At 66.1% G+C, this 26,563-nt stretch carries 27 protein-coding genes; 15 read left to right on the top strand and 12 right to left on the bottom strand.

The window, feature by feature from the left end:
- Positions 1-38: 38 nt before the first annotated feature.
- From urtB to HWX76_RS10560, 7 genes are all read left to right on the top strand, one after another.
- The gene (gene urtB, locus HWX76_RS10590) at positions 39-956 is read left to right on the top strand and encodes an urea ABC transporter permease subunit UrtB (RefSeq protein WP_011875582.1); all 918 of its coding nucleotides are present in this window, start codon (positions 39-41) and stop codon (positions 954-956) included.
- A 55-nt stretch (positions 957-1,011) separates the two neighbouring features.
- Positions 1,012-2,181 carry an urea ABC transporter permease subunit UrtC gene (gene urtC / locus HWX76_RS10585; protein WP_050012863.1) on the top strand — a complete coding sequence of 390 codons (1,170 nt, stop codon included), beginning with the start codon at positions 1,012-1,014 and terminating at the stop codon, positions 2,179-2,181.
- A 3-nt stretch (positions 2,182-2,184) separates the two neighbouring features.
- Positions 2,185-2,928: an urea ABC transporter ATP-binding protein UrtD gene (gene urtD / locus HWX76_RS10580; protein ID WP_050012862.1), complete on the top strand. Its 744-nt coding sequence runs from the start codon at positions 2,185-2,187 to the stop codon at positions 2,926-2,928.
- Positions 2,929-2,962: 34 nt separating this feature from the next.
- Positions 2,963-3,652 (top strand): urea ABC transporter ATP-binding subunit UrtE, encoded by a 690-nt coding sequence (urtE, locus tag HWX76_RS10575; RefSeq protein ID WP_089489469.1) that lies wholly within the window; start codon positions 2,963-2,965, stop codon positions 3,650-3,652.
- 61 nt (positions 3,653-3,713) lie between these two features.
- Positions 3,714-4,952: a formamidase gene (fmdA, locus tag HWX76_RS10570; RefSeq protein ID WP_050012860.1), complete on the top strand. Its 1,239-nt coding sequence runs from the start codon at positions 3,714-3,716 to the stop codon at positions 4,950-4,952.
- A 37-nt stretch (positions 4,953-4,989) separates the two neighbouring features.
- Entirely contained in the window at positions 4,990-5,325 is a 336-nt protein-coding gene (locus HWX76_RS10565) for a zinc ribbon domain-containing protein (RefSeq protein ID WP_050012859.1), read from the top strand.
- Positions 5,326-5,408: 83 nt separating this feature from the next.
- Positions 5,409-6,434, top strand: coding sequence for an aliphatic amidase (locus HWX76_RS10560; protein ID WP_050012858.1), 1,026 nt, complete (start codon positions 5,409-5,411; stop codon positions 6,432-6,434).
- Positions 6,435-6,460: 26 nt separating this feature from the next.
- Here HWX76_RS10560 and HWX76_RS10555 read toward each other — a convergent pair whose 3' ends face one another.
- On the bottom strand, positions 6,461-7,270 hold the full coding sequence (locus tag HWX76_RS10555; RefSeq protein ID WP_089489468.1) for an alpha/beta hydrolase: 810 nt from the start codon (positions 7,268-7,270) through the stop codon (positions 6,461-6,463).
- Positions 7,271-7,387: 117 nt separating this feature from the next.
- On the opposite strand from HWX76_RS10555, the gene HWX76_RS10550 reads away from it, so the two are divergent.
- A complete protein-coding gene (locus tag HWX76_RS10550; RefSeq protein ID WP_176015784.1) occupies positions 7,388-8,305 on the top strand; it encodes a LysR family transcriptional regulator in 918 nt (305 codons plus the stop codon).
- 39 nt (positions 8,306-8,344) lie between these two features.
- On the opposite strand, the gene HWX76_RS10545 is transcribed toward HWX76_RS10550, so the two are convergent.
- Entirely contained in the window at positions 8,345-9,238 is an 894-nt protein-coding gene (locus HWX76_RS10545) for a LysR family transcriptional regulator (RefSeq protein ID WP_124554990.1), read from the bottom strand.
- A 135-nt stretch (positions 9,239-9,373) separates the two neighbouring features.
- Between HWX76_RS10545 and HWX76_RS10540 the strand changes: the two genes are divergently transcribed.
- On the top strand, positions 9,374-10,375 hold the full coding sequence (locus HWX76_RS10540) for a zinc-binding dehydrogenase (RefSeq protein WP_124554989.1): 1,002 nt from the start codon (positions 9,374-9,376) through the stop codon (positions 10,373-10,375).
- Between the two features lie 98 nt (positions 10,376-10,473).
- Here the strand turns inward: HWX76_RS10540 and HWX76_RS10535 are convergent, their stop codons facing one another.
- A complete protein-coding gene (locus HWX76_RS10535) occupies positions 10,474-10,779 on the bottom strand; it encodes a DUF4148 domain-containing protein (protein WP_089489465.1) in 306 nt (101 codons plus the stop codon).
- Between the two features lie 278 nt (positions 10,780-11,057).
- Between HWX76_RS10535 and HWX76_RS10530 the strand changes: the two genes are divergently transcribed.
- Both HWX76_RS10530 and HWX76_RS10525 read left to right on the top strand, forming a co-directional pair.
- On the top strand, positions 11,058-11,267 hold the full coding sequence (locus HWX76_RS10530) for a hypothetical protein (protein ID WP_089489464.1): 210 nt from the start codon (positions 11,058-11,060) through the stop codon (positions 11,265-11,267).
- A gap of 63 nt (positions 11,268-11,330) precedes the next feature.
- Positions 11,331-11,606, top strand: a complete 276-nt coding sequence (locus HWX76_RS10525) for a hypothetical protein (protein ID WP_176015783.1) — start codon at positions 11,331-11,333, stop codon at positions 11,604-11,606.
- 35 nt (positions 11,607-11,641) lie between these two features.
- Here HWX76_RS10525 and HWX76_RS10520 read toward each other — a convergent pair whose 3' ends face one another.
- The 5 genes from HWX76_RS10520 to HWX76_RS10500 form a co-directional block, all read right to left on the bottom strand.
- Positions 11,642-11,914: a DUF4148 domain-containing protein gene (locus HWX76_RS10520; protein ID WP_050012851.1), complete on the bottom strand. Its 273-nt coding sequence runs from the start codon at positions 11,912-11,914 to the stop codon at positions 11,642-11,644.
- A gap of 270 nt (positions 11,915-12,184) precedes the next feature.
- Positions 12,185-13,651 (bottom strand): efflux transporter outer membrane subunit, encoded by a 1,467-nt coding sequence (locus tag HWX76_RS10515; protein ID WP_050012850.1) that lies wholly within the window; start codon positions 13,649-13,651, stop codon positions 12,185-12,187.
- On the bottom strand, positions 13,644-14,849 hold the full coding sequence (locus tag HWX76_RS10510; RefSeq protein ID WP_050012849.1) for an efflux RND transporter periplasmic adaptor subunit: 1,206 nt from the start codon (positions 14,847-14,849) through the stop codon (positions 13,644-13,646). The genes HWX76_RS10515 and HWX76_RS10510 overlap by 8 nt, the downstream gene beginning before the upstream one ends.
- Positions 14,839-18,093, bottom strand: a complete 3,255-nt coding sequence (locus HWX76_RS10505) for an efflux RND transporter permease subunit (RefSeq protein WP_176015782.1) — start codon at positions 18,091-18,093, stop codon at positions 14,839-14,841. The genes HWX76_RS10510 and HWX76_RS10505 overlap by 11 nt, the downstream gene beginning before the upstream one ends.
- A gap of 234 nt (positions 18,094-18,327) precedes the next feature.
- Entirely contained in the window at positions 18,328-18,465 is a 138-nt protein-coding gene (locus HWX76_RS10500; RefSeq protein ID WP_176015724.1) for a hypothetical protein, read from the bottom strand.
- A 51-nt stretch (positions 18,466-18,516) separates the two neighbouring features.
- Between HWX76_RS10500 and HWX76_RS10495 the strand changes: the two genes are divergently transcribed.
- Positions 18,517-18,891 (top strand): hypothetical protein, encoded by a 375-nt coding sequence (locus HWX76_RS10495; protein WP_176015781.1) that lies wholly within the window; start codon positions 18,517-18,519, stop codon positions 18,889-18,891.
- A gap of 102 nt (positions 18,892-18,993) precedes the next feature.
- On the opposite strand, the gene HWX76_RS10490 is transcribed toward HWX76_RS10495, so the two are convergent.
- From HWX76_RS10490 to HWX76_RS10480, 3 genes are all read right to left on the bottom strand, one after another.
- Positions 18,994-19,752, bottom strand: coding sequence for an SDR family oxidoreductase (locus tag HWX76_RS10490; RefSeq protein WP_089489461.1), 759 nt, complete (start codon positions 19,750-19,752; stop codon positions 18,994-18,996).
- A 184-nt stretch (positions 19,753-19,936) separates the two neighbouring features.
- Entirely contained in the window at positions 19,937-20,884 is a 948-nt protein-coding gene (locus HWX76_RS10485) for an alpha/beta hydrolase-fold protein (RefSeq protein ID WP_050012845.1), read from the bottom strand.
- A gap of 61 nt (positions 20,885-20,945) precedes the next feature.
- On the bottom strand, positions 20,946-22,043 hold the full coding sequence (locus tag HWX76_RS10480; RefSeq protein WP_050012876.1) for an OpgC domain-containing protein: 1,098 nt from the start codon (positions 22,041-22,043) through the stop codon (positions 20,946-20,948).
- A gap of 381 nt (positions 22,044-22,424) precedes the next feature.
- Between HWX76_RS10480 and HWX76_RS10475 the strand changes: the two genes are divergently transcribed.
- Positions 22,425-23,579 (top strand): porin, encoded by a 1,155-nt coding sequence (locus HWX76_RS10475; protein WP_050012844.1) that lies wholly within the window; start codon positions 22,425-22,427, stop codon positions 23,577-23,579.
- Between the two features lie 53 nt (positions 23,580-23,632).
- Here the strand turns inward: HWX76_RS10475 and HWX76_RS10470 are convergent, their stop codons facing one another.
- Positions 23,633-24,544: a LysR family transcriptional regulator gene (locus tag HWX76_RS10470; RefSeq protein WP_176015780.1), complete on the bottom strand. Its 912-nt coding sequence runs from the start codon at positions 24,542-24,544 to the stop codon at positions 23,633-23,635.
- Between the two features lie 143 nt (positions 24,545-24,687).
- On the opposite strand from HWX76_RS10470, the gene HWX76_RS10465 reads away from it, so the two are divergent.
- Both HWX76_RS10465 and HWX76_RS10460 read left to right on the top strand, forming a co-directional pair.
- Entirely contained in the window at positions 24,688-25,689 is a 1,002-nt protein-coding gene (locus HWX76_RS10465; protein ID WP_124631056.1) for an aldo/keto reductase, read from the top strand.
- Positions 25,690-25,818: 129 nt separating this feature from the next.
- Positions 25,819-26,559, top strand: a complete 741-nt coding sequence (locus tag HWX76_RS10460) for a sulfite exporter TauE/SafE family protein (RefSeq protein ID WP_050012841.1) — start codon at positions 25,819-25,821, stop codon at positions 26,557-26,559.
- Positions 26,560-26,563: the final 4 nt, after the last annotated feature.

Genomic DNA, 26,563 nt, shown 5'->3' with positions numbered 1-26,563 from the left:
CGCGGCGGCCGATGACGCCGCCGCGCGAGGAGCGTTCGATGTCCGCTACCGATATTTTCAACATCACGCTGATGCAGGGCTTCGCCGGTCTGAGCCTCTTCAGCGTCCTGCTCCTGATGGGGCTCGGGCTCGCCGTGATCTTCGGCCAGATGGGCGTGATCAACATGGCGCACGGCGAATTCATGACGATCGGCGCGTATACGGTCTACCTGTTTTCGTGGTTTTCGCAGAACGTCTGGCACGCGCTCACGCCCGTGTATTTCTTCTTCGCGATTCTCGCGGCGTTCGCGCTGGCCTTCGCGGCCGGCTGGCTCGCCGAATGGGCGCTGATCCGCCATCTGTACAAGCGGCCGCTCGACACGCTGCTCGCCACCTGGGGCCTGAGCCTCGGCATGCAGCAGGTGTTCCGCTCGACCTTCGGGCCGAAGGAGGTGAGTCCGGCGCTGCCCGACTGGCTGATGGGTTCGTGGGAGCCCACGCCCGGCCTCGACATTCCGGTGAGCGGCATGTTCGTGATGGGCCTCGCGCTGCTGATGACGGGCGGCCTGCTGCTCGCGCTCTATCGGTCGCGCTGGGGCTTGCGCGTGCGCGCCACGGTCGCGAACCGGCCGATGGCGAACGCGGCGGGCATCAACACGCGGCGCACCGACCGCATGACGTTCGCGATCGGCTGCGGGATCGCGGGCGTGGCCGGCGCGGCCTTCACGGCGATCGGCTCGACGGGACCGACGAGCGGCTCGCTGTATATCGTCGATTCGTTTCTCGTCGTGACGTTCGGCGGCGCGGCGAGCCTGCTCGGTACCGTGGCGTCGGCGTTCGGCATCGCGCAGATGCAGTCGATCAGCGAGTTCTTTCTGTCGGGCTCGATTGCGCGCGTGCTCACGCTGCTGACCGTCGTCGTGATTCTGATGCTGCGTCCGCAAGGCCTGTTTGCGTCGAAGGTGCGGCGAGTTTGAGCGTGCGTTCATGCACAAGCGTCATTGACAGCTTCATTCGACTGGAGAGAGGGACATGGAACCCATCCAATCCGCGGCGAGCGGCGTATCCCCGCGATCCGGCCCGGGCGCGCCGCCGGCCGGCTGGCGCGTGCGCGTGGCGCGACTCGATGCGTCGGGCTACGCGGGCATCGTGCTGCTCGCGCTGCTGATCGTGGTCGTGTTTCCGCTCGCGCTCGACACGTTCCGCCTGAACCTGATGGGCAAGTACCTGACCTACGCGTTCGTGGCGATCGGCCTCGTGATCGCGTGGGGCTACGGCGGCGTGCTCAGTCTCGGCCAGGGCGTGTTCTTCGGCCTCGGCGGCTACGCGATGGCGATGTTTCTCAAGCTCGAGGCATCCGATCCGGCCGCCACGCACACGCAGACGACGCCCGGCATTCCCGACTTCATGGACTGGAACCAGCTCACCGCACTGCCCACGTGGTGGAAGCCGTTTCACTCGTTGCCGTTCTCGATCCTCGCGGTGCTCGTCGTGCCGACGGCGCTCGCGTTCGTGATCGGCTATGCGATGTTCAAGCGGCGCGTGGGCGGCGTGTACTTCGCGATCATCACGCAGGCGGTCGCGCTGATTCTGTCGGTGCTGATCATCGGCCAGCAGGGCTATACGGGCGGCGTGAACGGCATCACCGACCTGCGCACGCTGCTCGGCTGGGACATCCGCACGGATCACGCGAAGCTTGTGCTGTATTTCGTGAACGCCGCGTTGCTGATCGGCGCGCTGCTCGCGTGCCGCTGGGTTCAGCGCAGCAAGCTCGGCACGTTGCTGCTCGCGATGCGCGACAAGGAAGACCGCGTGCGCTTCTCGGGCTACGACGTCGCCATGTTCAAGGTGTTCGCGTTCTGTTTCGCGGCGATGCTCGCGGCCATCGGCGGTGCGATGTTCACGCTGCAGGTGGGCTTCATGTCGCCGTCGTTCGTCGGCATCGTGCCGTCGATCGAAATGGTGATCTATGCGGCCGTCGGCGGGCGCATGTCGCTGGTCGGCGCGGTATACGGCGCGATTCTCGTCAATCTCGGCAAGAGCTGGTTTTCGGAGAGTTTTCCGAACCTCTGGCTCTATCTGATGGCGGCGATGTTCATCGGCGTGGTGATGGTGTTTCCGAACGGGCTGGCGGGTCTGTACGACGAGCATGTGCGCCCGCGCGTGCGGCGGCTGCTCGGCGCGGCGAACGAGGAGGCATGAAGCATGAGCAATACCGACTTTCTGCTCGCGATCGAAGACCTGACCGTGTCGTTCGACGGCTTCAAGGCGATCGATTCGCTCAATCTCTATCTCGAACGCGGCGAGCTGCGCGTCGTGATCGGCCCGAACGGCGCAGGCAAGACCACGCTGCTCGATCTCATCTGCGGCAAGACGAAGGAAACGGCGGGCAGCATCAAGTTCCGCAACGAGGAAATCACGCATCTCGCGGAATTCCGCCGCGTGCGTAAAGGGATCGGCCGCAAGTTCCAGACGCCGTCGATTTACGAAAACCTGAGCGTGGCGCAGAACCTCGAAGTGTCGTTTCCGCGCGGACGCAGCGTGTTCGGCGCGCTCGCGTATCGCGAGGACGCCGACGTGGCCGATCGCGTGCGCGACGTGGCCGATGAAATCGGCCTCGCCGGCACGCTCGATCTGGAAGCGGGGCTGCTGTCGCACGGCCAGAAACAGTGGCTCGAAATCGGCATGCTGCTGATGCAGGACCCCGAACTGCTGATGCTCGACGAGCCGATTGCGGGCATGAGCGTGCGCGAGCGCGAACTGACCGCCGATCTGCTCGACCGCATCTGCCGCAACCGCTCGATGATCGTGATCGAGCACGACATGGCCTTCGTGGAGCGCATCGCGCACAAGGTCACGGTCATGCATCAGGGGAAGATTCTCGCGGAAGGACCAATGGCGCAGGTGCAGGCCGATCCGCGCGTGATCGACGTGTACCTGGGCCACTGAGCCGGCAACCGAACGACAACACGGAGAACACATCATGCTGGAAGTCGACGATCTCGTCGTCAGCTACGGTCAGAGCGAGGTGCTGCACGGCGTCGGCTTTGCCGTTGCGCAAGGCGAAAGCGTGGCCGTGATGGGCCGCAACGGCATGGGCAAGACGACGCTGTTCAAGGCGCTGATCGGCATGCTGCCCGCCAATCGCGGCACCGTGCGCGTGGCCGGCGCCGACGTCTCGAAGGACGAGAGCTACCGCCGCGTGTCGAAAGGCATCGGCTACGTGCCGCAAGGGCGGCAGATCTTCGCGTCGCTGACCGTCGAGGAAAACATCCAGACGGGCCTCGAAAACGCGCAGAGCCAGCGCGTGCCCGACGAACTTTACGCGTTGTTTCCCGTGCTGTTCGACATGAGAAAGCGCAAGGGCGGCAATCTGTCGGGCGGCCAGCAACAGCAACTCGCGATTGCGCGCGCGCTCGCGACCGACCCGAAAGTGCTGTTGCTGGACGAGCCGACCGAAGGCATCCAGCCGTCCGTCATCAAGGACATCGCCAAGGCGCTCAACCAGATTCGCACGAGCCGCCATATCGCCATCGTCGTGTCGGAGCAGGTGTTGAGCTTCGCGCTCGACGTGGCCGACCGCCTGTTCGTCATCGAGGGCGGGCGCTTCGTGCACCAAAGCACGCGCGATGCGGGCGACACCGACCGCATCCGCGAATATCTGTCCGTCTGAGCGCGGCGCGGCGTTCGCGCGCCGCGCCGTATGTCAATCCGCGAACCCAGGAGCGAACGCCATGCCCGAGACTCTCATCAAGGTCGATCTGAACCAGTCGGCTTACGAAAACGAACAGGTGCACAACCGCTGGCACCCCGATATTCCGATGGCCTGCTGGGTCAAGCCCGGCGACGATTTCATCCTCGAAACCTACGACTGGACCGGCGGCTTCATCAAGAACGACGACAGCGCCGACGACGTGCGCGACATCGACCTGTCGATCGTGCACTTTCTGTCCGGCCCGGTCGGCGTGCATGGCGCGGAGCCCGGCGACCTGCTGGTGGTCGACCTGCTCGACATCGGCGCGAAGGCCGATAGTCAGTGGGGCTTCAATGGCTTCTTTTCGAAGACCAACGGCGGCGGCTTTCTCACCGATCATTTCCCCAGCGCGCAGAAATCGATCTGGGATTTTCACGGGGTGTACACGAGTTCGCGCCATATTCCGGGCGTGAATTTCGCGGGCCTGATTCACCCGGGCCTGATCGGCTGCCTGCCCGACCCGGCGCTGCTCGAGACCTGGAACGCGCGCGAAACCGGCCTGATCGCCACCGCGCCCGATCGTGTGCCGCCGCTCGCGAATCCGCCATTCGCGGCCACCGCGCACATGGGCAAGCTCGCGGGCGACGCGCGCGACCGGGCCGCCGCGCAGGGCGCGCGCACGGTGCCGCCGCGCGAGCACGGCGGCAATTGCGACATCAAGGATCTGTCGCGCGGCTCGAAGGTGTTTTTCCCCGTGTACGTGGATGGCGCGGGCCTGTCGGTCGGCGACCTGCACTTCAGCCAGGGCGACGGCGAGATCACGTTCTGCGGCGCGATCGAAATGGCCGGCTGGGTGCATATGCGCGTGAATCTCATCAAGGGCGGCATGGCGAAATACGGGATTCGCAACCCCGTCTTTCAGCCCAGCCCGATCACGCCGACCTATAACGATTACCTCATTTTCGAGGGCATTTCGGTCGACGAACAGGGTGGCCAGCATTATCTCGATGTCACCACCGCGTATCGCCAGGCGTGCCTGAACGCGATCGAGTACCTGAAGAAATTCGGCTATTCGGGCGCGCAAGCCTATTCGTTGCTCGGCTGTGCGCCGGTGCAGGGGCACATCAGCGGCGTGGTGGATATTCCGAACGCGTGTGCGACCTTGTGGCTGCCCACGCAGATCTTCGACTTCGACATTCGCCCGAATGCCGACGGCCCGATCCGGCACATCCAGGGCGGCGTCGATCTGCCGTGTTCGCCGGATCTCGCGAACGCGTGACCGACACACTGAAATGACGCAGGAATAGGAGGCCGTCATGCCAATCTACGACTTCGAATGCGCGAGCTGCGGGCCGTTCTCCGTCATGCGTCGCATCGCGGATCGCGAGAAACCGTGCCGCTGTCCCGATTGCGGCGCCGAAGGCGGGCGCGTCATCAGCGCGCCATCACTGGCGTTGATGGGAGGTACGCGCCGCGCCGCACACACGACCAACGAACGTGCCGCGCACGCGCCGCGTCAGTCCGGCGACGGGCCGCCACTACGCCATCGCGCCGGTTGCAGTTGCTGCTCGGGCGGCGCGTCGAAACTCGCAGGCACGGCGTCGGACGGCCTCAAGCGGCCGGCGGGACGGCCGTGGATGATCAGCCACTAAGGTGTGCCGCGCGCGAGCCGATGCGCGGAAGCAGCGGCCATCGCGCGCGGCGTCAACGTGTACGTGTTAGAGGAGGAAGCGTCATGCGACAGGGTGATATTTCGAGTAGCCGCGACTGTGTGGGCGTCGCAGTGGTCAACTACAAGATGCCGCGTCTGCACACGAAGGCGGAGGTGCTCGACAACGCGCGGCGTATCGCCGACATGGTGGTCGGCATGAAGCAGGGTTTGCCGGGCATGGATCTCGTGGTGTTTCCCGAGTATTCCACGCACGGCATCATGTACGACCGCCAGGAGATGTTCGATACGGCGTCCGCGATTCCCGGCGAAGAGACGGATATTTTCGCGGCGGCGTGCCGCAAGGCCAACGTGTGGGGCGTGTTCTCGATCACGGGCGAGCGCCACGAGGAACATCCGCGCAAGGTGCCGTACAACACGCTCGTGCTGATCGACAATCGCGGCGAGATCGTGCAGAAGTATCGGAAGATCATGCCGTGGACGCCGATCGAAGGCTGGTATCCGGGCGACCGCACCTATGTGACGGATGGGCCGAAGGGCCTCAAGATCAGCCTGATCATCTGCGATGACGGCAATTATCCGGAGATCTGGCGCGACTGCGCGATGAATGGCGCGGAGCTGATCGTGCGCTGCCAGGGCTATATGTATCCGGCGAAAGAGCAGCAGGTGATGGTCGCGAAGGCGATGGCGTGGATGAACAACACCTACGTGGCCGTGGCCAACGCCACGGGGTGGGACGGCGTGTATTCGTACTTCGGCCATTCGGCGATCGTCGGGTTTGACGGGCGCACGCTCGGCGAATGCGGCGAGGAGGAAATGGGCGTGCAGTATGCGGAGCTGTCGCTGGGCATGATTCGCGACGCGCGGCGCAACATGCAGTCGCAGAACCATCTGTACAAGCTGCTGCATCGCGGTTATACCGGCACGATCCATTCCGGCGATGGCGCGAATGGCGTCGCCGAATGTCCGTTCGGCTTCTATCGCGACTGGATTGCGGATCCCGACGCCACGCGTCGCCGTGTCGAAGCGCTCACGCGCGCAACACCCGGCACGCCGGAATGTCCGATCGACGGAATTCCGCACGAAGAGTGAGTCTGCGCGCCGTGGGCGTCGGGTGCTCATTGTGCGGTGGGTGCGGCACGCCATTCAGGTTTTGCCGCAGCAACGAAGTCTTCGATGAGTCGCGCAACTTCGGTCGGCGCCTCTAGCGGCGCCAAGTGGCCGACGCCAGGAAGAATATGCATGGTCGCTTGCCGAATACGCGGCAGCAGTTCCGTTCGCAATGTGACCACGCGATCCACCTGGTCCAGTTCCCCGGAGAGGACGATCGTCGGTACGTCGATCGAAGTTACCGCCGCACTGATATCTTCGCGCATCGCCACCTCCGGCCAGGCGGCTTTAGCCTGCGGCGCAGCCTTCAGGCTATCCTCGATGACCATTTCGCGGCAGGCGGTGTCGAGCGGTTTGGCGGTAAGTACGTGGTCGATAACGAATTCGACCGACTCGCGCGATTGATAGGCGCCCGTCAGCGTCGCACGTTCTTCCGCGGAAAGCAGCATCGGCGATGGTGGCGATGGCGCGACCAGCACAAGGCCTTGAAGCCCGTTCGGCCGTCGCGACGCGATGAACTGCGCGACCTTGCCACCCATCGAATGACCGACGAGTACGTAGCGTTGCAAACCCAGTGTCTCGATGACGCCCTCGGCGTCGGCAGCGAGATCGGCGATACCGTAGCCATCCGCCGGCGCATCGGACTTGCCCCAGCCCCGATGGTCAGTGGCGACGGTGCGATATCGGCTCGATAACAGGTCTGTCACGCGTTGCCATGTCCGCGACGAGCCGCCGTAGTAATGCAGGAACACCAGGGCCGGGTCGCCCTGGCCGGCTTGGGTCACGTGGATTCGCGTGCCATTCGCTTCGATTTCCATTTGCGCTGCCTCTTCTCGGTTGGATGGATGAATCGTAGTGTCGCGCCTGCAATTTGATAATTGCACGCGGGATAGCGGCAGTCGATAATGGTGTTATCGAATCAGGCGGGGGCGAAAATGGACCGATTGACCAGCCTTGGCGTGTTCGTCGCTGCTGTCGAAGAGGGCAGTCTGGCCGCGGCCGCGCGGCGCTTTGGATTGTCGCCGGCGATGGCCGGAAAGCACGTGAGTGCGATCGAGGCTCAACTGAACGCGCGACTTCTGCAACGCACCACGCGGCGCTTGAGCCTGACCGATATCGGCCAGACGTACTACGCTCGCAGCAAGCAAATCCTGGAAGCGTTCGAAGACGCCAACCGGGAAGCACACGATTCGCAACGCACGGCGCGCGGCGTTCTACGCGTTGCGGCGCCTGTCACGTTCGGTGCGATGCACTTGGGCGAGGTCACGGCCCGCTATCTCAAGGACCACCCGCAGGTCAACGTGGAAGTGCTGCTCGGCGACCGCTATGTCGATCTCCTGGAGGACGGCATCGACGTCGCCATCCGAATTGGGAAGCTGCAGGACAGCGCGCTCGTTACAAGTCGCATCGCGCCATGTCGAATGGTCATATGCGCGTCGCCAGCGTACATCGAGCGGCATGGAATGCCGCGTAAGCCGAGTGATCTGGTTCATGCACAGCGGCTCGTCTTCAGCGAGGCCGTCTCGGCCGGGGATTGGACATTATTCGATGCGAAAAACCGCGCGCATGTCATCGAAGGGCCCTGTCGAATCGCTGCCAACAACACCCAGATGCTGCTGTCTGCCGCGTTGGCGGGCGCCGGCGTCGCGTACGGCCCGACTTTCGTCTTCGGGGAGCATGTGCGACGTGGCGAGCTCGTCGCGCTACTGCCAGGCTACCGAGCAACCGAGTTGACGATACAGGCGGTCTACCCGAGTGCGCGGCGCATCCCGCTCAAGGTTCGACGGTTCGTCGACTACCTGACTGCAGCGTGCGGCAACGAGCCGCCTTGGGATCGAAGTTTGAAAAGGTAGGATGGCGACAAGCCGCTACGCGCGATCAGCCAGCCCGGTTCAGGTAGAAGCGGTTCCGAGTGCCGACATCAAGTAATCGATCACTACCCGGACTCGCGTCGGTACGCGTCGACCGGCGGGATAGACGAGATGGGTCGCCATGCGTTCCGGCTGAAACTCGGGCAGGAGGACTTCGATTTGCCCGGTATCGATTTCCGCTCCGAAGAGCCATCGTGGCGCCTGGGCAATGCCGAGCCCGTGCAGTACCGCGGCGCGCACCTGCTCTGCGTCACCCGTAAAGAAAGACCCCTGAGGAACGCGATGAACGGTTTCCCGCCCGACCTTGAAGCGCCAAGGGCGGCGCTCATGGTTTCGAGCGAAGACGACGCCTGTATGTCCGTCCAGATCGGCCAGCCGGGCAGGCCGGCCTTTAGCGGCGATATAGCCCGGACTGGCCACGAGCAGCGATTCCGTTTCCGATAGTTTTCTCGCTGTCAGCGAGGAATCCACCAGCGGCCCGTGGCGGATTGCCAGATCCACGCCTTCCCCGACCAGGTCGACCTGTCGTTCGGATACGGATAATTCGAGCGCAACGTGCGGATATTGCCGAAAGAACCCGGGAAGGAGCGGCGTCACGCACAGGCGGCCGTAGGCAGGCGCGGTCGTCAATCTCACCAAGCCTTGCGGCGATTGCTGTCGCGTCCCGACCGACGACTCCAGCGAATCGAAGCCCTCCATCAAGGGCTTGGCCGATTCATAGAACGCCTGGCCCGCCGCGGTGATCACCACCTGACGCGACGTTCGCAACACCAGTTGAGCACCGAGATACTGCTCCAGCGCGGCAATCTGCTTGCTTACGGTTGGTTGTCCAATGCCTTCCTCTCGCCCTACGGCGGAAAAACTGCCGCATTCGACTAGTCGGACAAACAGGCGAATTGCATCCAGACGATCCATGGGTATTCGTATCGATCCATTCTGTATTGGAATCGATGGTATGCCGGGAGGCTGCGTTTCGGCAACGGGCTTACTTGTTTAAGTTACGGCCTGTGCAGTTACCGCCATCGCTGTTTATCGCTGGAGAAACGCGTCATGAAAGCTATCTGCGTTACCGCTGAACGCTCGTTGGAAGTTCGTGATATCCGGCCGCCGAGCCGGCCGGAAGCAGGCCATGTGCTGATCGACATGGAGGCATCTGCAATCAACCATGGCGACAAGATATTTTTGCGTGCGCGTGCTGACGATGGCAAAGCGCTGCCGGCGAGCCAGCACGGTGTGTGGGGCGCATCCGGTGCCGGGACGGTAGTGGCGACGGGTGCCGGTGTACCAGAGCGTTATATGGGGAGACGTGTCGCTGTCTACCGCTCGCTGAACCGTAGCGCGTACAACCTCGGGTTTTGGTGCGAAAAAGCGCAGGTGCCTTACACGAGTTGCCTGATCTTGCCCGAACACGTCAGCGCACGGGACTATTGCGGGTCGCTGGTCAACGTGATCGCAGCCTATGCGTTTCTCGAAACGATTACCGAGGCCGGGCATCGCGGCGTGATTGCCACGGCGGGGAACTCGGCAACCGGGCTGGCGCTCGCGGCCCTCGCTCGTCAGAGAAATATGCCGGTCATCTCCATGGTGAGGAGCCAGGCTGCGCAAGAGGCTCTGCAACGCGATGGTGTCGAGCATATCGTGCGCGCCGATGAAGACTTTACCGACACACTTGGAAAGCTGTCATCGGAGCTTGGAACGACGGCCGTATTCGATGGCGTGGGCGGTGCGCTGACCGGCCAGCTGGCAACCTGTCTGCCGATGCGCTCGTCCGTATATTTCTACGGCACGATGGCTGGCCCCGTTCCGTTTCCCGTGTCGGCGCCGCTCTTCATGATGAAAGATCTGTCGATGCAGCGTTTCAGCAATTTCGAGAGCCGCACGGTGCGAGAGCATGAAAGGCTGGTGGCTGCGCTGCATGCGCTCGAGAGCGTGATCGGCGATCCCGTGTTCAGGACGCGCGTCGGTCAGGAATTCAGCTTCGATCTGATCGACGACGCCATGACGTACGAGTCCGTCGACGGACGAAAGGCGATACTGGCGAGCCGGTCGTGAAGCATCGATGGGGCGTATCGGTTATCAACTTCACAAGAAAACGCGCGCGGTCACAAGGCTCGCGCGCAAACTCGGAGAATGGTTCCCATGCGGACAATTCAGTTACCGCTCGACGCGACGGTATTGGCTACCCCGGCACAATCGCGCCGGTACTTCTGCATCAGGCGCGCCTGCGCCGAATCGATATCGTCGGGATAGCTGCTCTCGTCTCCGGACGACGGGTCGTAGCCGACGGATTCCAACTCGTTCAGTTCGTTGACGAGCTGTCGGTGGGAGATCGGGCCGTTCGCGTGCACGAACGGATAGTCGTGGCATTGCGCCGACGTGAGCTTCGTCTCGGCATGCGCGGAGACGCTCGATGCGAGCATGGCGGCGCAGACGAGGTAACGGATGGGATGATTCATCTTCGGCTCCTGGATAGCGTTGAATAGAGGCCGCACGGCAGGATGCCTGCGTCGGCCGCAAGACGAAGATTAGGGACAGCGGACTATCCAAACAGCAGCGCGATGATGAAACATGTTTTAGGAAAATCCGCATCGGGTCATGCATTGGCTGCCGCATGCACTGAAAGTTAAAGAATCCTTCATGCCTGTGTTCCCGGATGGTCAGGCACAGCGGCGTATCGTCGAGCGATGGATCATTCGATGCCGCGCACCGCGCGGTGCGCACTGGGGGTAATGCAATGAAATCGACCGTCATGACGGCTGGACTGATCGCGCTGGCGTGTTCGTCGCTGCCGGCGTTCGCGAAGGTGCAGGGAACCGGGCTCGCGATTGCCGATGTGACGCTCGCGCACGCAAATGCCGAACATGGAGATCGTGCGATCGATGCCGAGCGCAATCTCGCGTCGCATCGCGCGGACAGATCGAGCACGCAATCGCACCAGGGCTGAGATGCGCGACGTTCGAATCGATAGCGCAAGCCGCTACGGCTATCCGGTGACGCCGCCGGACGCATGAACGCGCGATTCCGGCCGAGCAACGAACATGACGGGCGCCTTGCCGATGGCAGCGCGCCCGTCATGTTCGTTTACGAGCCGAAGAACGGCACGCAGAAGTCGGGCGGGCCGACACAATCGTCCGGGCCGTCGGGCGGCGCGGAGGCGCACCCGGACAACATGACGCTGACAGCCATCGCGACGAGTGCGATACGGGCGCAACGAGCGAGCAACGGACGAAGTTTCATGAAGTTTGAGCAATTCGGTGGACGGCTGGCGGCGCTGCCGGCGTGAGCCGGGCACCGCGCCCGGCCGCACGGTCGCGCGCATCAATGCGAATAGAGCGTGGAGTTCAGGTACTTGAGTTGTCCGTCCTGTTCGGCGTGCACGAGCTCGGCATGGACCTCGGCGCGCGTCTTTTCATGAATCGGCTGGCCGTAAGGCGGCACCCATTGGCCGGCAGCCTGAGTGCCTGGCACGCCGTCCTTGGTGGCGGCCGGGGAGATCTGCACCGGCCGGCTGCCGGTCAGTGCAAACGCGGGAACGGACAGCGTGCCGATTGCGGCGAGCAGGGCAGTGGCGACGATGTTGGCGGTTTTCATGTCGGGAGTCCTCATGATGATTGAACGGGTTCATCCACCGGCGCGGCGTGTCGGTGTCGCGCACGGGTTGAGGACAAGCATAGGCGGCGGACATTAGCGGATCGGCATACGCAACGTGAAAAGAAATTCATGCATCGGCGCGCAGTCGCGGCGACATCAAACCGGCATGCCGTGAAGCGTTCCGCGCGGTCGGGCAGACGTAAAAAACGGCACCCGTCATCGCGACGGGTGCCTTGAAATACGACACGCCTCGTCCGTGTCGCAAGGGAATCAGTTCGCTGCACGGGCCGGCGTCGCAGCCGGTGCTTGCGTACCGGATGCGGCTTCATCGGTCGACCACCCGCCGCCCAGCGCGGCGATCAACCCCACCGCCGCCAGTTGCCGGCGCGTGTCCAGCGCCAGCATCGCAACCTTCGTATTGAGTTCGGTGGTCTGCGCGGTTACCACATCGAGATAGCTGACGACGCCGTCCCGATAGCGCGACATCGACAACTGCAACGTGCGTTCGGCCGCCTCGAGTGCTTCCTGCTCGCGATCGGCTTCGTCGCCGAGGTGATGCGTGAGTGCGAGGTTGTCTTCCACCTGCTGGCACGCGTCGAGCACCACCGCGCGGTATTTCGCGCCGTTCTCGGCCAACTGCGCGCGCGCCTGGTCGGTGAGCGCCTGGCGCCGGCCGCCGTCGAACAGCGTCAGCGCGAGGCTGGGCCCGATCGACCAGATCTCGTTCGGCGCGCGGAGCCAGTGGCCGAGGCCCGAGCTTTGGTAGCCGCCGACCAGCCCGAGCGTGACGTCGGGGAAGAACGCCGCGCGCACCACGCCGATCTTCGCGTTGGCGGCGGCCATGCGCCGCTCGGCGGCCGCGACGTCGGGTCGCCGCTGCAGCAGCGTCGCGGGAATGCCGGCCGGGATCGTCGGCAGGTACGCCGCGTTCAGGTTCGGCGTCAGCGAGAACGACGACGCCGGTACGCCCGTGAGCGTCGCGATCGCGTGCTCGTCGAGCGCGCGCCGCGCCCGTATGTCCTCGGCCGACGCCCGGGCCGAATCGAGCTGCGTCTGCGCGCGCGACACGTCGAGATCGGACGCGATGCCGCCCGCGTGCCGGCTCATCGTCAGGCGCAGCGCGCGCCGGTAGGTGTCGATCGTGTCGGCCAGCAACCGTTGCTGCTGATCGAGCCCGCGCAGGCTGAAGTACGCGCTGGCGAGGCTGGCCTGCAGGCTCAGTTGGACCGACGCGAGATCGTCGGCGCTGGCCCGTGCGTCGGCGCGCCCGGCCGCGACTTCGTTGCGGACTTTCCCCCACAAGTCGAGGTCGTAGTCGAAGCCGGCGTCGAGGGTGTTGTCGCCATAGACGTTCGGCTGGTTCGAGCCGCGCAGCGGCCGCGTGGCCGATTGGCGGTTGCTCGAGACCTGCGCGCCGAGGCCGATGGTCGGGAACAGCCCCGAGCGCGCCTGATCGAACAGCGCGGCCGCTTCGTCGTGGCGCGCCACGGCCGCGGCCACGTCGGGGTTGGCCGCGGCCACCCGTGCCTCGAGCCGGTCGAGCACGGGGTCGCGAAACGCCGTCCACCAGCCGTCGCGCGCGATGCGGTCGGCCGGCTTCGCGGCCTGCCAGCCGCCCGCTTCCTTGAAGCTGGCCGGCAGCGCCGTTTGCGGCGCGTGATAGGCGGGCGCGAACGAGCACGCGCAGAGGAACGCGACGCCGGCGAGCATCGCGCAGAGCCGAAGCCGGTTAGCCATGCGCACGCTCCGTGTTGCGCTTGGCAGACGCAACGGTGGGGGCCGGCGCCGCGAGCCTGACCGGGTCGCCGTCGGCCAGCGAATCGGGCGGATTGTCGATCACGCGATCGTCCGGCGCGAGGCCGGTCGCGATCTGCACGTGCGTGCCGAGATCGGTCGCGATCGTCACGGGCTTGAGTACCGCGCGATCGTCCTTGCCGACCACGGCGACCTGCAGGCCGGCCTGCCGGAAGATCAACGAGCTGGCCGGAATCGTCAGCACGTGGGTGCTGCCGGCCGATAGCGCGAAATGCACTTCGGTGTATTCGCCGGGGATCAGCTTGCCGTCGCGGTTGTCGACCATCAACTGGACGAGCAGCGTGCCGGTCGAATCGGCGATCGCGTCGTCGGTATCGGCGAGCGTCGCCCGGAAGGTCTCGCCCGGATGCTCGGGCACGGTCAGCGTGGCCGTCATGCCGGGCCGGATCGCGGCGGCCTCGTTCTGCGGCACGCTCACGTAGACGCGCATCCGGTGGACGTCGGACACCGCAAATAGCTCAGGGCCGGCGCCGCCGCCGGCCGAGATCAACTGGCCGATGTCGGTCTTGCGCGCGGTGACGACGCCGTCGAACGGCGCGACGATGCGCTTGAACGCCTCCAGCGCGTCGAGGCGCCGCACGTTTGCTTCGTTGGCGGCGACGATCGCCTGCTTGGCCGCGAGGTCGCTGGTCTTCTCGTCGGTTTCCTGCTGCGACACCGAATCCTGCGCGAGCATTCTGGTCCAGCGCGCGGCCGTGGACGCGGCCAGCTTCTCGTTGGCGAGCGAGCTCTGCAGGTCGGCACGCGCCTGCTGCAATTGCTGGTCGAGTTCGGGCGTATCGATCAGCCCGAGCAATTGCCCCGACTTCACGTGCGCGCCGATATCGGTGTACCACGCATGCAGGTAGCCCGACACCTGCGCGTGGATCGGCGCGCTCTCGAATGCGGACAGATGGCCGGGCAGCACGAGCGTCGCGCCGTCGCCGCCGGCCGACGGCGTGTACGCGACCACGGTCGGCACCGCCTGTTCGGCGGACCAGGTCGTCATTTCCCGTTTCGCGTGCGCGCGGCCGACGATGCCGGTCGCCACGATGCCGACCGCGATCAGCGCGGTGAGCGTGGCGACGAGCTTGAGGTTGGGCAGCCGTTTCGGCGACTTGATATCGATCTCAGTGGACATGGGAGGCTCCGGACGCGGAAAGGGAGGAAGCGCGGGACGCGTCGTGCTTCAGCGCGTCGCGCCGATGCACGAGGCTGAACACGACGGGAACGAAGAACAGCGTCGCGATCGTCGCGCACGCAAGGCCGCCGATCACCGCGCGGCCGAGCGGTGCGTTCTGCTCGCCGCCGTCGCCGAGGCCGAGCGCCATCGGCGCCATGCCGATGATCATCGCGAGCGCGGTCATCAGCACCGGGCGGAACCGCGTGAAACCGGCTTCGAGCGCGGCGGCCAGCGCGTTGCCGGTGTCGGCCAGGCGTTCGCGCGCGAAACTGACGACGAGGATCGCGTTGGCGGTGGCCACGCCCATGCACAGGATCGCGCCGGTCAGCGCCGGCACCGACAGCGGCGTATGCGTGGTGAACAGCATCCAGACGATGCCGGCCAGCGCCGCCGGCAGCGCCGAGACGATCACGAAAGCGTCGGCCCACGAATGGAAGTTCACGACGATCAGCAGGTAGATCAGCACGATCGCGCCCACGAGGCCGAGCAGCAGGCCGGCGAACGCGCCGTTCATGGTCTGCACCTGGCCGCGCAGCGTGACGGTCGAGCCCTTCGGCAGATCCTTCGCGGTGGCTTTGACGATGTCGTCGATGTCGGCCGCGACCGCACCGAGGTCGCGCCCCTGGGTGGTCGCGTAGATGTCGAACAGCGGTTCGATGTTGTAGTGCGACACCACTGCGTTGCCGACGCCGCGCGTGATCGTGGCCAGGCCGCCCAGCAACTGGGACTGGCCGTTCGCGCCGGTGACCGGCAGGTTCCGCAGCGCCGACAGCGTGGTCATCCTGTACTGCGGCGTTTGCGCGACGATCGGATAGGACACGCCGTTGTGCGGGTTGAGCCAGTAGGTCGGGTCGACCTGGCTGGTGCCGGCCAGCGTCGCGACCACCGAGTTCGTCACGTCCTGCTCGGTGATGCCGAGCTGGTCGGCGCGCGTGCGATCGACCGTCACCGTGAACTGCGGATAGGTGCTGGCCTGCTGGATGCGCGGATCGGCGACGCCGGCGACCAGCCGCAGCTTGCGGTACAGCTCGCGCGCATAAGCGAGATTGGCCTGCTGGTTCGGGCCGGCCACCTGCAGGTCGACCGGCGCCGGCGCGCCGAAGTTGAGGATCTGGCTGACGATGTCGGCGGGCAGGAACGAGAACGTGGTGCCCGGATAGGCGCTCGGCAGGCGTTCGCGCAGCGTGTGCACGTAGTCGGCGGTCGGCGCGTGATCGTGCGACAGCGAGATCAGGATGTCGCCGTCCTGCGGCCCGAGCGTGCCGCTGTTGTTGTAGGTCAGGTTGATCCCGCTGTTCGGCAAGCCGATGTTGTCGATCACTGCACGCAACTGCGCGGGCGGGATCACGCCGCGAATCGTGTTCTCGATGCGGTCGAGCTCGGCGGCGGTTTCCTCGACACGTGTGCCGACCGGCGCACGCACGTGTAGCGCGATCTCGCCGGAATCGATGGTCGGGAAGAAATTGCGGCCGAGCGACGGGGCGAGCAGGAAGGACGCGGCCACGATGCCGAGGAAGGCGACGACGAACGGCTTGCGGCGCGTGAGCGCGAGGCCGAGCAGGATTCGGTACGACGCGCGCACGGCTTCGAAGCGGCGCTCGAACGCACGCTGGAAGCGCACCAGCGGATTGCGCGACGGCGGGACGTCGTGCGCGCCGGCATGGCCCGCGTGCGGATCCATGACCGCGGCCAGTTCGCCCGACGCGTGACCGGCCGATGCGTGCGGCTTGAGCAGGTATTGCGCGAGCATCGGCACGAAGGTGCGCGACAGCACGAACGACGACGCCATCGAGAAGATCACCGCCTTGGCCATCGGCACGAACAGGAAGCGCGAGATGCCGTCGAGCATCAGCATCGGCACGAACACGATGCAGATGCACAGCAGCGAGACGAGCGCCGGCATCACGATCTGTTTCGCGCCGTCGACGATCGCGGTGCGCGTGTCCTTGCCCTGTTCGAGGTGCCAGTTCACGTTCTCGATCGTCACGGTCGCATCGTCGACCAGGATCCCGACCGCGAGCGCGAGGCCGCCGAGCGTCATCACGTTGAGCGTTTCGCCGGTGGCCGCGAGCAGCGCGATCGCCGACAGCACGGCCAGCGGGATCGACGCGGCGATGATCAGCGTCGAGCGCCACGAGCCGAGGAACAGCAGGATCATCAGCGAGGTCAGCGCGGCGGCGATGATGCCTTCGCGCGCGACGCCGCTGACGGCGCCGTTCACGAAGGTCGACTGGTCGCCCATCGTGACGAGCTTCAGGCCCGGCGGCAGCGTCTGTTCGACCAGCGGCAGCTTCGCCTTCACGCCGGCGATGATGTCGAGCGTCGAGGCCGAGCCGTTCTTCAGGATGCTCATCAGCACCGCGCGGTGGCCGTCCACGCGCACGATGTTGCCCTGCGGCGGGAAGCCGTCGCGCACGTGCGCGACGTCACGGACATAAATCGTCGTGCCGTCGACCGACTTGATCGGCAGGTCGTTCAGCGCGTCGAGCGAGAGCGGGCTGTTGTTGAGCTTGATGTTGTATTCGAAGCGGCCGATCTTCTGCGTACCGGCCGGGATGATCTGGTTCTGCTGCGCGAGCGCGTGCGCGACGTCCTGCGCCGACAGCCCTTTCGACTGCAGCGCCTGCGGGTCGAGATCGATCTGCACTTCACGTGTCTTGCCGCCGTACGGCGTCGGAATCGCAACGCCCGGCACCGACAGCAACTGCGGTCGAATGAAGTTGACCGCGTAATCGCCGAGCTTCTGTTCGTCGAGCGTGTTGCTGGTCAGCGCGATCTGCAGCACGGGCACGGTCGACGCGTTGTAGTTGAGGATCTGCGGCGGCGTGGTGCCGGGCGGCATCTGCTTGAGCACGGTCTGCGAGATCGACGTGACCTGCGCGGTCGCCGTGCGGATATCGACCGTCGGCTGGAAGAAGATCTTCACGATGCCGTAGCCGCGGAACGATTGCGACTCGATATGCTGGACATCGTTGACCGTCGTGCCGAGCGTGCGCTCGTAGTACGTGATCACGCGTCCGGACATGTCGTCCGGCTGCAGACCCGCGTAGTTCCAGACGACGCTGATCACCGGGATGCGGATGTCCGGGAAGATGTCGATCGGCGTTCGGACCGCCGCGAGCGGGCCCGCGATCAGGATCAGCAGCGCCAGTACGACGAACGTATAGGGCCGGGCGAGCGCGAGCCGGACAATTTTCAGCATGAGGTGCTGCTCCGTTCAATATCGTCGTGAAGAAGAGCCGGATGTGCGCGTCGTCGGGAAAAACCCGAGGCGCAACCGATGAGCGCATTCTGCGGAGCGGCCACTAACAGCCGGTCGCAAAAAAGATGAAACAAGTTTTAAGGAGCGGGTGGGCTTAACCGGGGAGGTGGCCGCGAGCCGCGGATCGTCTTCGACGTCGGGATGTGTGCCACGGCGTGCGCGATGCCGGGGGAATCAGGCGGCGGCAAGCTGCGTGGCGGCGCGGTCGGGTGTGCGATAGGGGTCGATCACATAGCCGATGAAGCTGCGCACTTTTCCAGCGCTTTCTAAAAAAAGATTCATGCGCAGTTCACGAATCTTCAGCCGGTTCACGTGTACCGAGGTCGATAATTGGATCGCGTAATTCCGGCAAGGACGACAAAAATGACACAACCGTTGAGCATCAAGATGATCGAGGAGCGCGGCAAGCTCGTGGTGCTGATGTCGATCGAACGGGGCGCAGCCGTGCTCGATCCGGAAGACGTGGACGCAGTCATCCAGTACTTGAGTCTGCTGCGCGCGTCGATGCAGCCGGCGGTGCCGGAGCGTCCGCCACACGGGCAGCAATTCGTGACGGAAATGGATCCCTGCTGGTATGCCGAGCGCCATCCGGTGCAGGGCGGCGCGGTGCTGTTACTGAGTCATGGCGGGCTCGGTTGGGCAAGCTTCGCACTACCGCCGTGCAGCCTCGAACGGTTGCACGCTTCGCTGACGCAACTGCTCGAGGACGAGCGGCGAGCGATCAGCCTGCCGCACTGAATCTGCGTCGCGAACGTGCTTGCATGCGGCGTCGTTGCGACGGAGTGATTCGGTAGCCGCCAGTGCGTGAACGCCGCCTCCCGGCACGGGCCGCGGCGCGCGCTATCCGCGCCCGACGAACGGCATCGCGGTCGCCATGATCGTCATGTTGAGGATGTTGGTATCGAGCGGCAGATTCGCCATCTGGACGACCGCGTTAGCGACATGCGCGACGTCCATCCGCGCCTCGGGCGCCAGGCTGCCGTCCGCTTGCGGGACGCCTTGCGTCATCCGTTCCGTGAGCGACGTCGCGGCGTTGCCGATGTCGATCTGGCCGCACGCGATGTTGTACCGGCGGCCGTCCAGCGCCAGCGACTTCGTGATTCCGGTTACCGCGTGCTTGGTGGCCGTGTACGCGATCGTATCGGGGCGCGGTGCGTGCGCCGAGATCGAGCCGTTGTTGATGATCCGGCCGCCCTGCGGCGTTTGCGTTTTCATCAGCCGCCACGCGGCGCGCGCGCACAGGAAGACGCCGGTCAGGTTCGTCGCGACGACGCTGTTCCACACGTCGAGTTCGTATTCGTCGAGGGACACGACCGGGGCGTTGCGCCCGGCATTGTTGAACAGGACGTCGAGCCGGCCGAACCGTTGCGCGATCTGCGCGAACGCGTGGTCGACCGACGCTTCGTCGGTGACGTCGACGGGAAACACTTCGGCGTCGCTGCCGGCGGCGCGGATCGCGTCCTGCGTGTCGCGCAGCGACGCCTCCGTGCGCCCGAGCAGCGCGACGATGAAGCCGGCCTGGGCGAGTGCGAGGGCCGCGGCGCGACCGATGCCGGAGCCGGCGCCCGTGACGGCGGCGAATTTCTTCGAGACGGACATGGCGTGATTTCCTGCGGGTCGAGTAGGGGAGGCAGGCGACGAACGATGTCATCGCCACTTCGGCAATGTAGACGAAATGCGGCGGGTACGGATTCAGGCGACGCCGTCAAGCGCATCGGATGCCATGGTTTTCGCTGAACGCGGAGCCGAGCGAGCGGCACGGCGGGACAATGCCCGCCGGCCGTCACTTCACGCACTCCAGCGCATACTTCAACCCCTGCCCGAGCAACCCGCGCCAGACGTCCCACGTATGCCCGCCGTCGACGATGCGCAGCTCGGCCGGGTTCTGCGCGCGGCGCAGATGCGTGTACAGCACGCTCGATTCCGCCTGGATCGTCAGGTCGTCGTCGCCGGCCGCGATGAACATCGGCACGCGCCAATTGCGCGCGAAATAGCCGCGCAGCAGTGCCGGGTAGTTCAGCTCGTGCCACACGCGCGAATCGAACTGCCGGTCGCCGAACACGCCGACGTAGCGCGCGGCGGAATTGAGCGGCGGCTCGTTCGCATAGATCGCGGGGCTCAGCAGCATCGCGCCGCAGAACAGCCCCGGTTCGAGCAGCGAGAAGCGCAGCGCGCCGAAGCCGCCCATCGACACACCGCCGATCGCGCGGCCCGCGCGCTGGTTCGACACCGCGAAGTGCGCTTCGACTTCGGGCAGCAGGTCGTTGAGGAACGCGCTCTGCATCTTCTCCTTGCGGTCGACGTACCAGTCGGTGCCGCCCTGCGGCATCACGATCACGACCGGCGGAATGTCGTGGCGCTCGATCAGCGTGTCGGCGGTGGCCTGCAGCCGGCCTTGCGTGACCCAGTCGTTCGCGTTGCCCGCGTTGCCGTGCAGCAGGTACATCACCGGGTAGCGCGCGCCTTCCGGGTTGTAGCCGGGCGGCAGGTAGACCGTGTACGACCAGTCGCGCTTCAGCGACGCCGACCGGAACGTGCGCAGCACGACGCTGCTGCCCGGATTGACGGGCGGCTCCTGCGCGGTCGATGGCGTCGTCGCGGTCTGGACGGCCGGCGGCGCGGGCGATATGGCCGGCGCGGCGGCAGGCGCGGCCGACGGTGGCGTGGCGTGGGCGGTGGCGATCGCGCCGGCGATCAGGGCGAGGGCGAATGGAAGGGCGAGTCGGCGCATGGCGAATCGTTTCAGGAGTGGCGCCGGCTATCGTAGCAGCGGCGCATGACGGCGCGGCGCGTCATGGCCGCGAACCGAACGGCAGCCGCGCGACGAGCGGCCCGTAGAGTTTGGCGACGAGATACAGCAGTCCGATCGCGACCACGTCGGCGGTCAGGCCGAGCGGCACGTCGAGATAGCCTTCGGTCGCCTGGTAGAGCAGCGAATCGACCGCGAGCGAGATGCCGGTGCCCGCGACGAAGCACAGCAATCCCTGCCGGCCGATCGTGCCGATCCACGGCATCGCGTGCGCGACCTTCTTCATCCAGCCGAGGTGCACGAGCTTGGCGGCGAGCCACGCGATCGCGAGGAAGTTCACGAGCCGTAGCGCGCCGAGGTTCTGCTTGATCGACGGATCGGTCGGGAACGGCTCGATGCGCAGCCGGTAGTACGCGCCGGCCGCGACGATCGCGAGCGCCGCGGCCGTCAGCAGCCAGCCCTGCGGCTTCGGCGCGAGGGTCTGGTAGACGGGCTGGCAGCGCGCGATCACGCCGAGCACGAACAGGAATTGCCACGCGAACGGGTTGAAATCCCACGGCGCGCCTTCGACGGTCGGCAAGAAGCGTGCGACGTGCGGCGCCGCGTACCACAGCGATCCGCTGAACGCGAGCATCAGCCAGGGCTGCGTGCGCGCGAGCGGCAGCGCGAGCGGGACGAGCAGCGCGAAGAACGCGTACATCGGCAGCACCGACGCGAGGTAGGGCTGGCGGCGGAACAGCAGGATGTCGCGCAGCGCGGCGAGCGGCTTGTGCAGCAGCCCGTCGAGATCGTTGGTCGGCATGTTCGGGCCGTCGATCGCGAACGCGTTCAGCACGGCGGTGATCAGCAGCATCAGGCCGGCCGTCACCAGGAACGCGCGGTAGATCTCGAACGCGCGCCGGATGAAACGCTGGCGTGCGGCGGCCTCGTCATGCCGCTCGGCGAGCGAGTTGTACGCAATGGCGGTCGCGAAGCCGCCGAGGAACACGAACACCTCGGCCGCGTCGCACAGCGCGTACGCGTGCAGCGTCACGCGCGACAGGATGCTGCCGCCGATGTGGTCGACGACGATGACGAGCAGCACGAGGCCGCGGAAGAAATCGAGCTCGGCGTAGCGGCCGGCTCGGGCCGGCGCGGTCATCGGGGCGCCTTTCGGCACGGGCCGCGGGCACGGCCGGCACGCGCCGCGCATGAATCGGGGTCAAGCATGACTTCGTGAAGAAATGGCGAACGGATGCGCATTGTGCCATCGATGCGAAGCCTTCCGGGTTTACGCGAATGGCGGGCCGGCCGGCCGCTACCGACAAGCCCGGTCAGGCCGTCCGCGCAAGGGGCAGTTGGACGAGCGCAACGCTTTGCGCGCGACGACCCGCACCCGATGGACGGGCGGTTTGCGTCGTGACACCATTTTGTCCTCACGCGGCCGCACACCGCGTCGTCCGCCCTGCGGGCCACACATACAACAGATCGAACAATTCGCCGGGCGCATGGCCTGCCCGGCCCCCGGCTCCGGAGATTCGTCATGAGGAAGCACGTCATTTTTGTCGCCGCGCTCGCCGCCTTCGCCGCGCCGGCCTTTGCCGAGACCAGCGTGACGCTGTACGGCGTGATCGACGAAGGCTTCAATTACACGAACAACGTCAACGTCAATGGGGTCGGAAAGACCAATTACCAGCTCGCAAGCGGCTATGCTCAGGGCAGCCGGTGGGGCCTGAAGGGCAGCGAGGATCTCGGCGGCGGGCTGAAGGCGGTCTTCACGCTGGAAAACGGTTTCGACGTGAACAACGGCCGGCTCGGCCAGGGCGGCCGCATGTTCGGCCGTCAGGCGTTCGTCGGGTTGTCCGAGTCGCGCTTCGGCACGCTGACCTTCGGCCGTCAGTACGATGCCGTCGTCGACTATCTCGCGCCGCTGACCGCGAACGGCAACTGGGGCGGCACGCTGTTCTCGCACCCGTTCGACAACGACAACACGGACAACTCGTTCCGCGTCAACAACACGGTCAAGTACGCGAGCGCCGACTGGAACGGCCTGACGTTCGGCGGCACGTACAGCTTCAGCAACAGCACGGGCTTCTCGAACAACCGCCAGTACAGCATCGGCGCGCAGTATTCGCTGGCCGGGCTGCAGGTCGCGGCCGCGTACCTGCAGGCGAACAACCCGGGCATCGGCAACGCGGGCGCGATCGCGGCCGACGACGCGAACTTCGTCGCCGATCGGCTGCGCATCTTCGGCGGCGGCGTCAACTACACGTTCGGCCCGGCGACGGTCGGCGTCGTCTATACGAAGACCGACGTGAAGAACCCGGTATCGACGGTCTACCTGCCGGCGTCGACGTTCGCCGGCCTCGGGCTGACCGCGACGAAGTTCCAGAACTTCGAGATCAACGGCAAGTACCAGCTCACGCCCGAGTTCTACCTCGGCGCGCAGTACGTGTATACGGACGGCAAGTACGACGCCGCGGCCGGTTCGTTCAAGCCGAAGTACCACACGGTCGGCCTGATGGCCGACTACAGCCTGTCGAAGCGCACCGACGTGTACCTGCAGGGCGCGTGGCAGAAGGTGGGCGGCGACAAGACGGGCACGGCAGCCGACGGCGGCTATGTCGTCGGGACCGACGGCCCGTCGGCGTCGTCGAACCAGTTCGCGGTGCGCGCCGCGATCCGCCACAAGTTCTGAGGTCCTGACCGGCCGGCGCCGCGCAGTGGGTGGCCCGGCGCCGGTTGCTGCCGTCATCGTGCGCGGTGCGGGCCGTCGAGCGTTTCCGCGAGCCAGTCGACGAAGATCCGCACGCGCGGCGCGAGATGCCGGCCGGTCGGAAACACTACCGACACGGGCAGCGGCCCCGCATTCCATTCCGGCAGCACCTCGACCAGCGAGCCGTCGGCGAGCAGCGGCGCGAGCCCGTCGCGCGGCGCCTGGATCAGCCCGAGGCCCGCGAGGCAGCACGCGAGATACGCCTGCGAGCTGTTGACCGACACGACGCTGTGCATCTTCACCGTGTGCATCTCGCCCGAATCCATGTCCGTATATTCCCAGTCCAGCTCGCGGCCCGTGCGGCTCGAGAAATAGCCGACCGCGACGTGGTCCGGCAGATCGTCCGGCGAGCGGGGCAGGCCGTGTCGCGCGAGATACGCGGGCGACGCGCAGTTGATCTGCGCCATTTCGCCGACGCGCCGCGCGACGAGCGACGTGTCGGACAGCACGCCGACCCGCACCGCGCAGTCGATGCCGTCCGCGACGAGATCGACGAAGCGGTCGGTCGTGCTGATCGCGATGCGCAGGTCGGGATAGCGCGCGTGGAAATCGGGCAGCGCCGGAATCACCTGGTTCAGCGCGAACCGCTCGGGCAGATCGACGCGGATCACGCCACGCGGCGACGCGCCGGCATCCTCGAACAGCGTCTCCGCATCGTCGAGGTCGGCGAGCAACTGCACGCAGCGCTCGTAGTAGGTCGCGCCCTCGGCCGTCAGCGCGACGCGCCGCGTCGTGCGTTGCAGCAGGCGGATCTTCAGGTGCTTTTCCAGATACTGGACGGCATTGCTGACCGTCGGGCGCGGCAGCTGGAGCTGCTCGGCCGCTTTCGTGAAGCTGCCGAGATGGGCGACGCGCGCGAAGACGCGCATTGCTTGCAGATGGTCCATGCGGGCGAGAACCTTGGCGGGAACGGGAACAAGGCTCCATTGTTAATCACCGTCGAATGGTTTGGTGGAGCGTTTCGCGTTTATCGCGCGGCGTCGTGCGGCCAGAATCCGTTTCATCCACTCACCATTCGAAGGAAACGGACATGGACAGGCGTCAACTGGGCCGCACGGGCCCGCAGGTTTCGGCGATCGGGCTCGGCTGCATGGGGATGTCGGATCTCTACGGGCCGGCCGATCGCGACGAAAGCATCGCGACGCTGCACGCGGCGCTCGACCACGGCATCACGCTGCTCGATACCGGCGACTTCTACGGGATGGGCGACAACGAGATGCTGATCCGCGACGCGCTGCGCGGCCGGGCGCGCGACCAGGTGGTGATCAGCGTGAAGTTCGGCGCGCTGCGCGATCCGGCCGGCGGGTTTGCCGGCTACGACGCGCGGCCCGCGGCGATCCGGAACTTCGTCGCCTATTCGCTGAAGCGGCTCGGCACCGACTACCTCGACATCTACCGGCCGGCGCGGGTCGATCCGGCGGTGCCGATCGAGGAGACGGTCGGCGCGATCGCCGATCTCGTGAAGGCCGGCTACGTGCGCCATATCGGGCTGTCGGAAGTCGGCGCGGACACGATCCGCCGCGCGGCCGCCGTCGCGCCGATCGCCGATCTGCAGATCGAATATTCGCTGCTGTCGCGCGGGATCGAGGCCGAGATCCTGCCCGTCTGCCGCGAGCTCGGCATTGGCGTGACGGCCTACGGCGTGCTGTCGCGCGGGCTGCTGGGCGGGCGCTGGACGGCGGCGCGGCAGGGCGAGCGCGATTTCCGCGCGGCGAGCCCGCGCTTCCAGGGCGAGAACCTCGCGCACAACCTCGCGCTGGTCGACGCGCTGCGCGCGATCGCCGACGAGAAGGGCAGCAATCCGGCGCAGGTCGCGATTGCGTGGGCGCTGTCGCGTGGCGCCGACATCGTGCCGCTGGTCGGCGCGCGCAAGCGCACGCAACTGCAGGACGGTTTGCTGGCGACAGAATTGCAACTAACGGTCGAAGCGCGTGCACGCATCGAAGCGGCGGTTCCCGCCGGGGCGGCTGCCGGTGAGCGCTATCCGGCCGCGCAGATGGCGCACCTCGACAGCGAGCAGGGCCGGGGGTGATGCATGGGGCCGGGTCGGGGCCCCGAAGCCCCGTCCGGCGGGCCCGAGCCAGCCTCAGGCAAAGCCAGATGGCGGGCGGCATGGCGGGCAGGCACCATCGGCGCCGTACTCAACGGACGGAATGCCGCCATGTCAATTCATACGCTGACGATCATCGTGCTGGTTTTCCTGCTGGCCGGCGCGGTGAAGGGGATGATCGGGCTCGGGCTGCCGACGATCGCGATGGGGCTGCTGACGCTCGCGATGCCGCCGTCGGCCGCGGCGAGCCTGCTGCTCGTGCCGTCGTTCATCACCAACGTGTGGCAGTTGTGGCTCGGCCCGTCGTTCGGCGCGCTGCTGCGCCGGCTGTGGCCGCTGCTCGCCGGCCTGACGGTCGGCACGCTGACGGGCGGGCTGCCGGCGCTCGCGGCCGGCAGCACGTGGACGCACGCGGCGCTCGGCGTCGTGCTCGTGCTTTACGGGGTATGGGGGCTGGCGGCGGCGCGATTGCCCGCGCCGGGCCGCCATGAAACATGGCTGTCGGCCGTGGTCGGCTACCTGACGGGCGTCGTGACGGCCGCGACCGGCGTGTTCGTCGTACCGGCCGTGCCGTACCTGCAGGCGCTGCGGTTGTCCAAGGACGATCTGATCCAGGCGCTCGGGCTGTCGTTTACCGCATCGACGATCGTGCTCGGCTTGCAATTGCGCGTGACGGGCGCGCTGCAGACGGTCGATCTCGGCGTGTCGGCGCTCGCGCTCGTGCCCGCGCTGGCGGGAATGGCCGGCGGCCAATACGCGCGGCGCGTGATGAGCGAGAAGATGTTCAAGCGTTGCTTCTTCGTCGGGCTGATCGCGCTGGGCGCGTCTATGGCGGGATCGCGTTGGTGGTGAACGC

The sequence above is a fragment of the Burkholderia sp. BCC0398 genome, from assembly GCF_902833245.1.
In the GTDB taxonomy this organism is placed as follows: domain Bacteria; phylum Pseudomonadota; class Gammaproteobacteria; order Burkholderiales; family Burkholderiaceae; genus Burkholderia; species Burkholderia sola.
This window is presented reverse-complemented; position numbering and strand designations above follow the sequence as displayed.

Bases quoted from the DNA above. Each gene is read 5' to 3' on its own strand.
- HWX76_RS10525 (WP_176015783.1), top strand. From the start codon at position 11,331: ATGAACGCGCGATTCCGGCCGAGCAACGAACATGACGGGCGCCTTGCC.
- HWX76_RS10565 (WP_050012859.1), top strand. From the start codon at position 4,990: ATGCCAATCTACGACTTCGAATGCGCGAGCTGCGGGCCGTTCTCCGTC.
- HWX76_RS10490 (WP_089489461.1), bottom strand. From the start codon at position 19,752: ATGTCCGTCTCGAAGAAATTCGCCGCCGTCACGGGCGCCGGCTCCGGC.
- urtD (WP_050012862.1), top strand. From the start codon at position 2,185: ATGAGCAATACCGACTTTCTGCTCGCGATCGAAGACCTGACCGTGTCG.
- HWX76_RS10475 (WP_050012844.1), top strand. From the start codon at position 22,425: ATGAGGAAGCACGTCATTTTTGTCGCCGCGCTCGCCGCCTTCGCCGCG.
- urtC (WP_050012863.1), top strand. From the start codon at position 1,012: ATGGAACCCATCCAATCCGCGGCGAGCGGCGTATCCCCGCGATCCGGC.
- HWX76_RS10550 (WP_176015784.1), top strand. From the start codon at position 7,388: ATGGACCGATTGACCAGCCTTGGCGTGTTCGTCGCTGCTGTCGAAGAG.
- HWX76_RS10505 (WP_176015782.1), bottom strand. From the start codon at position 18,093: ATGCTGAAAATTGTCCGGCTCGCGCTCGCCCGGCCCTATACGTTCGTC.
- HWX76_RS10465 (WP_124631056.1), top strand. From the start codon at position 24,688: ATGGACAGGCGTCAACTGGGCCGCACGGGCCCGCAGGTTTCGGCGATC.
- HWX76_RS10530 (WP_089489464.1), top strand. From the start codon at position 11,058: ATGAAATCGACCGTCATGACGGCTGGACTGATCGCGCTGGCGTGTTCG.
- HWX76_RS10485 (WP_050012845.1), bottom strand. From the start codon at position 20,884: ATGCGCCGACTCGCCCTTCCATTCGCCCTCGCCCTGATCGCCGGCGCG.
- HWX76_RS10520 (WP_050012851.1), bottom strand. From the start codon at position 11,914: ATGAAAACCGCCAACATCGTCGCCACTGCCCTGCTCGCCGCAATCGGC.
- HWX76_RS10515 (WP_050012850.1), bottom strand. From the start codon at position 13,651: ATGGCTAACCGGCTTCGGCTCTGCGCGATGCTCGCCGGCGTCGCGTTC.
- urtE (WP_089489469.1), top strand. From the start codon at position 2,963: ATGCTGGAAGTCGACGATCTCGTCGTCAGCTACGGTCAGAGCGAGGTG.
- fmdA (WP_050012860.1), top strand. From the start codon at position 3,714: ATGCCCGAGACTCTCATCAAGGTCGATCTGAACCAGTCGGCTTACGAA.
- HWX76_RS10560 (WP_050012858.1), top strand. From the start codon at position 5,409: ATGCGACAGGGTGATATTTCGAGTAGCCGCGACTGTGTGGGCGTCGCA.
- HWX76_RS10535 (WP_089489465.1), bottom strand. From the start codon at position 10,779: ATGAATCATCCCATCCGTTACCTCGTCTGCGCCGCCATGCTCGCATCG.
- HWX76_RS10460 (WP_050012841.1), top strand. From the start codon at position 25,819: ATGTCAATTCATACGCTGACGATCATCGTGCTGGTTTTCCTGCTGGCC.
- HWX76_RS10540 (WP_124554989.1), top strand. From the start codon at position 9,374: ATGAAAGCTATCTGCGTTACCGCTGAACGCTCGTTGGAAGTTCGTGAT.
- HWX76_RS10470 (WP_176015780.1), bottom strand. From the start codon at position 24,544: ATGGACCATCTGCAAGCAATGCGCGTCTTCGCGCGCGTCGCCCATCTC.
- HWX76_RS10480 (WP_050012876.1), bottom strand. From the start codon at position 22,043: ATGACCGCGCCGGCCCGAGCCGGCCGCTACGCCGAGCTCGATTTCTTC.
- HWX76_RS10510 (WP_050012849.1), bottom strand. From the start codon at position 14,849: ATGTCCACTGAGATCGATATCAAGTCGCCGAAACGGCTGCCCAACCTC.
- HWX76_RS10545 (WP_124554990.1), bottom strand. From the start codon at position 9,238: ATGGATCGTCTGGATGCAATTCGCCTGTTTGTCCGACTAGTCGAATGC.
- urtB (WP_011875582.1), top strand. From the start codon at position 39: ATGTCCGCTACCGATATTTTCAACATCACGCTGATGCAGGGCTTCGCC.
- HWX76_RS10495 (WP_176015781.1), top strand. From the start codon at position 18,517: ATGACACAACCGTTGAGCATCAAGATGATCGAGGAGCGCGGCAAGCTC.
- HWX76_RS10555 (WP_089489468.1), bottom strand. From the start codon at position 7,270: ATGGAAATCGAAGCGAATGGCACGCGAATCCACGTGACCCAAGCCGGC.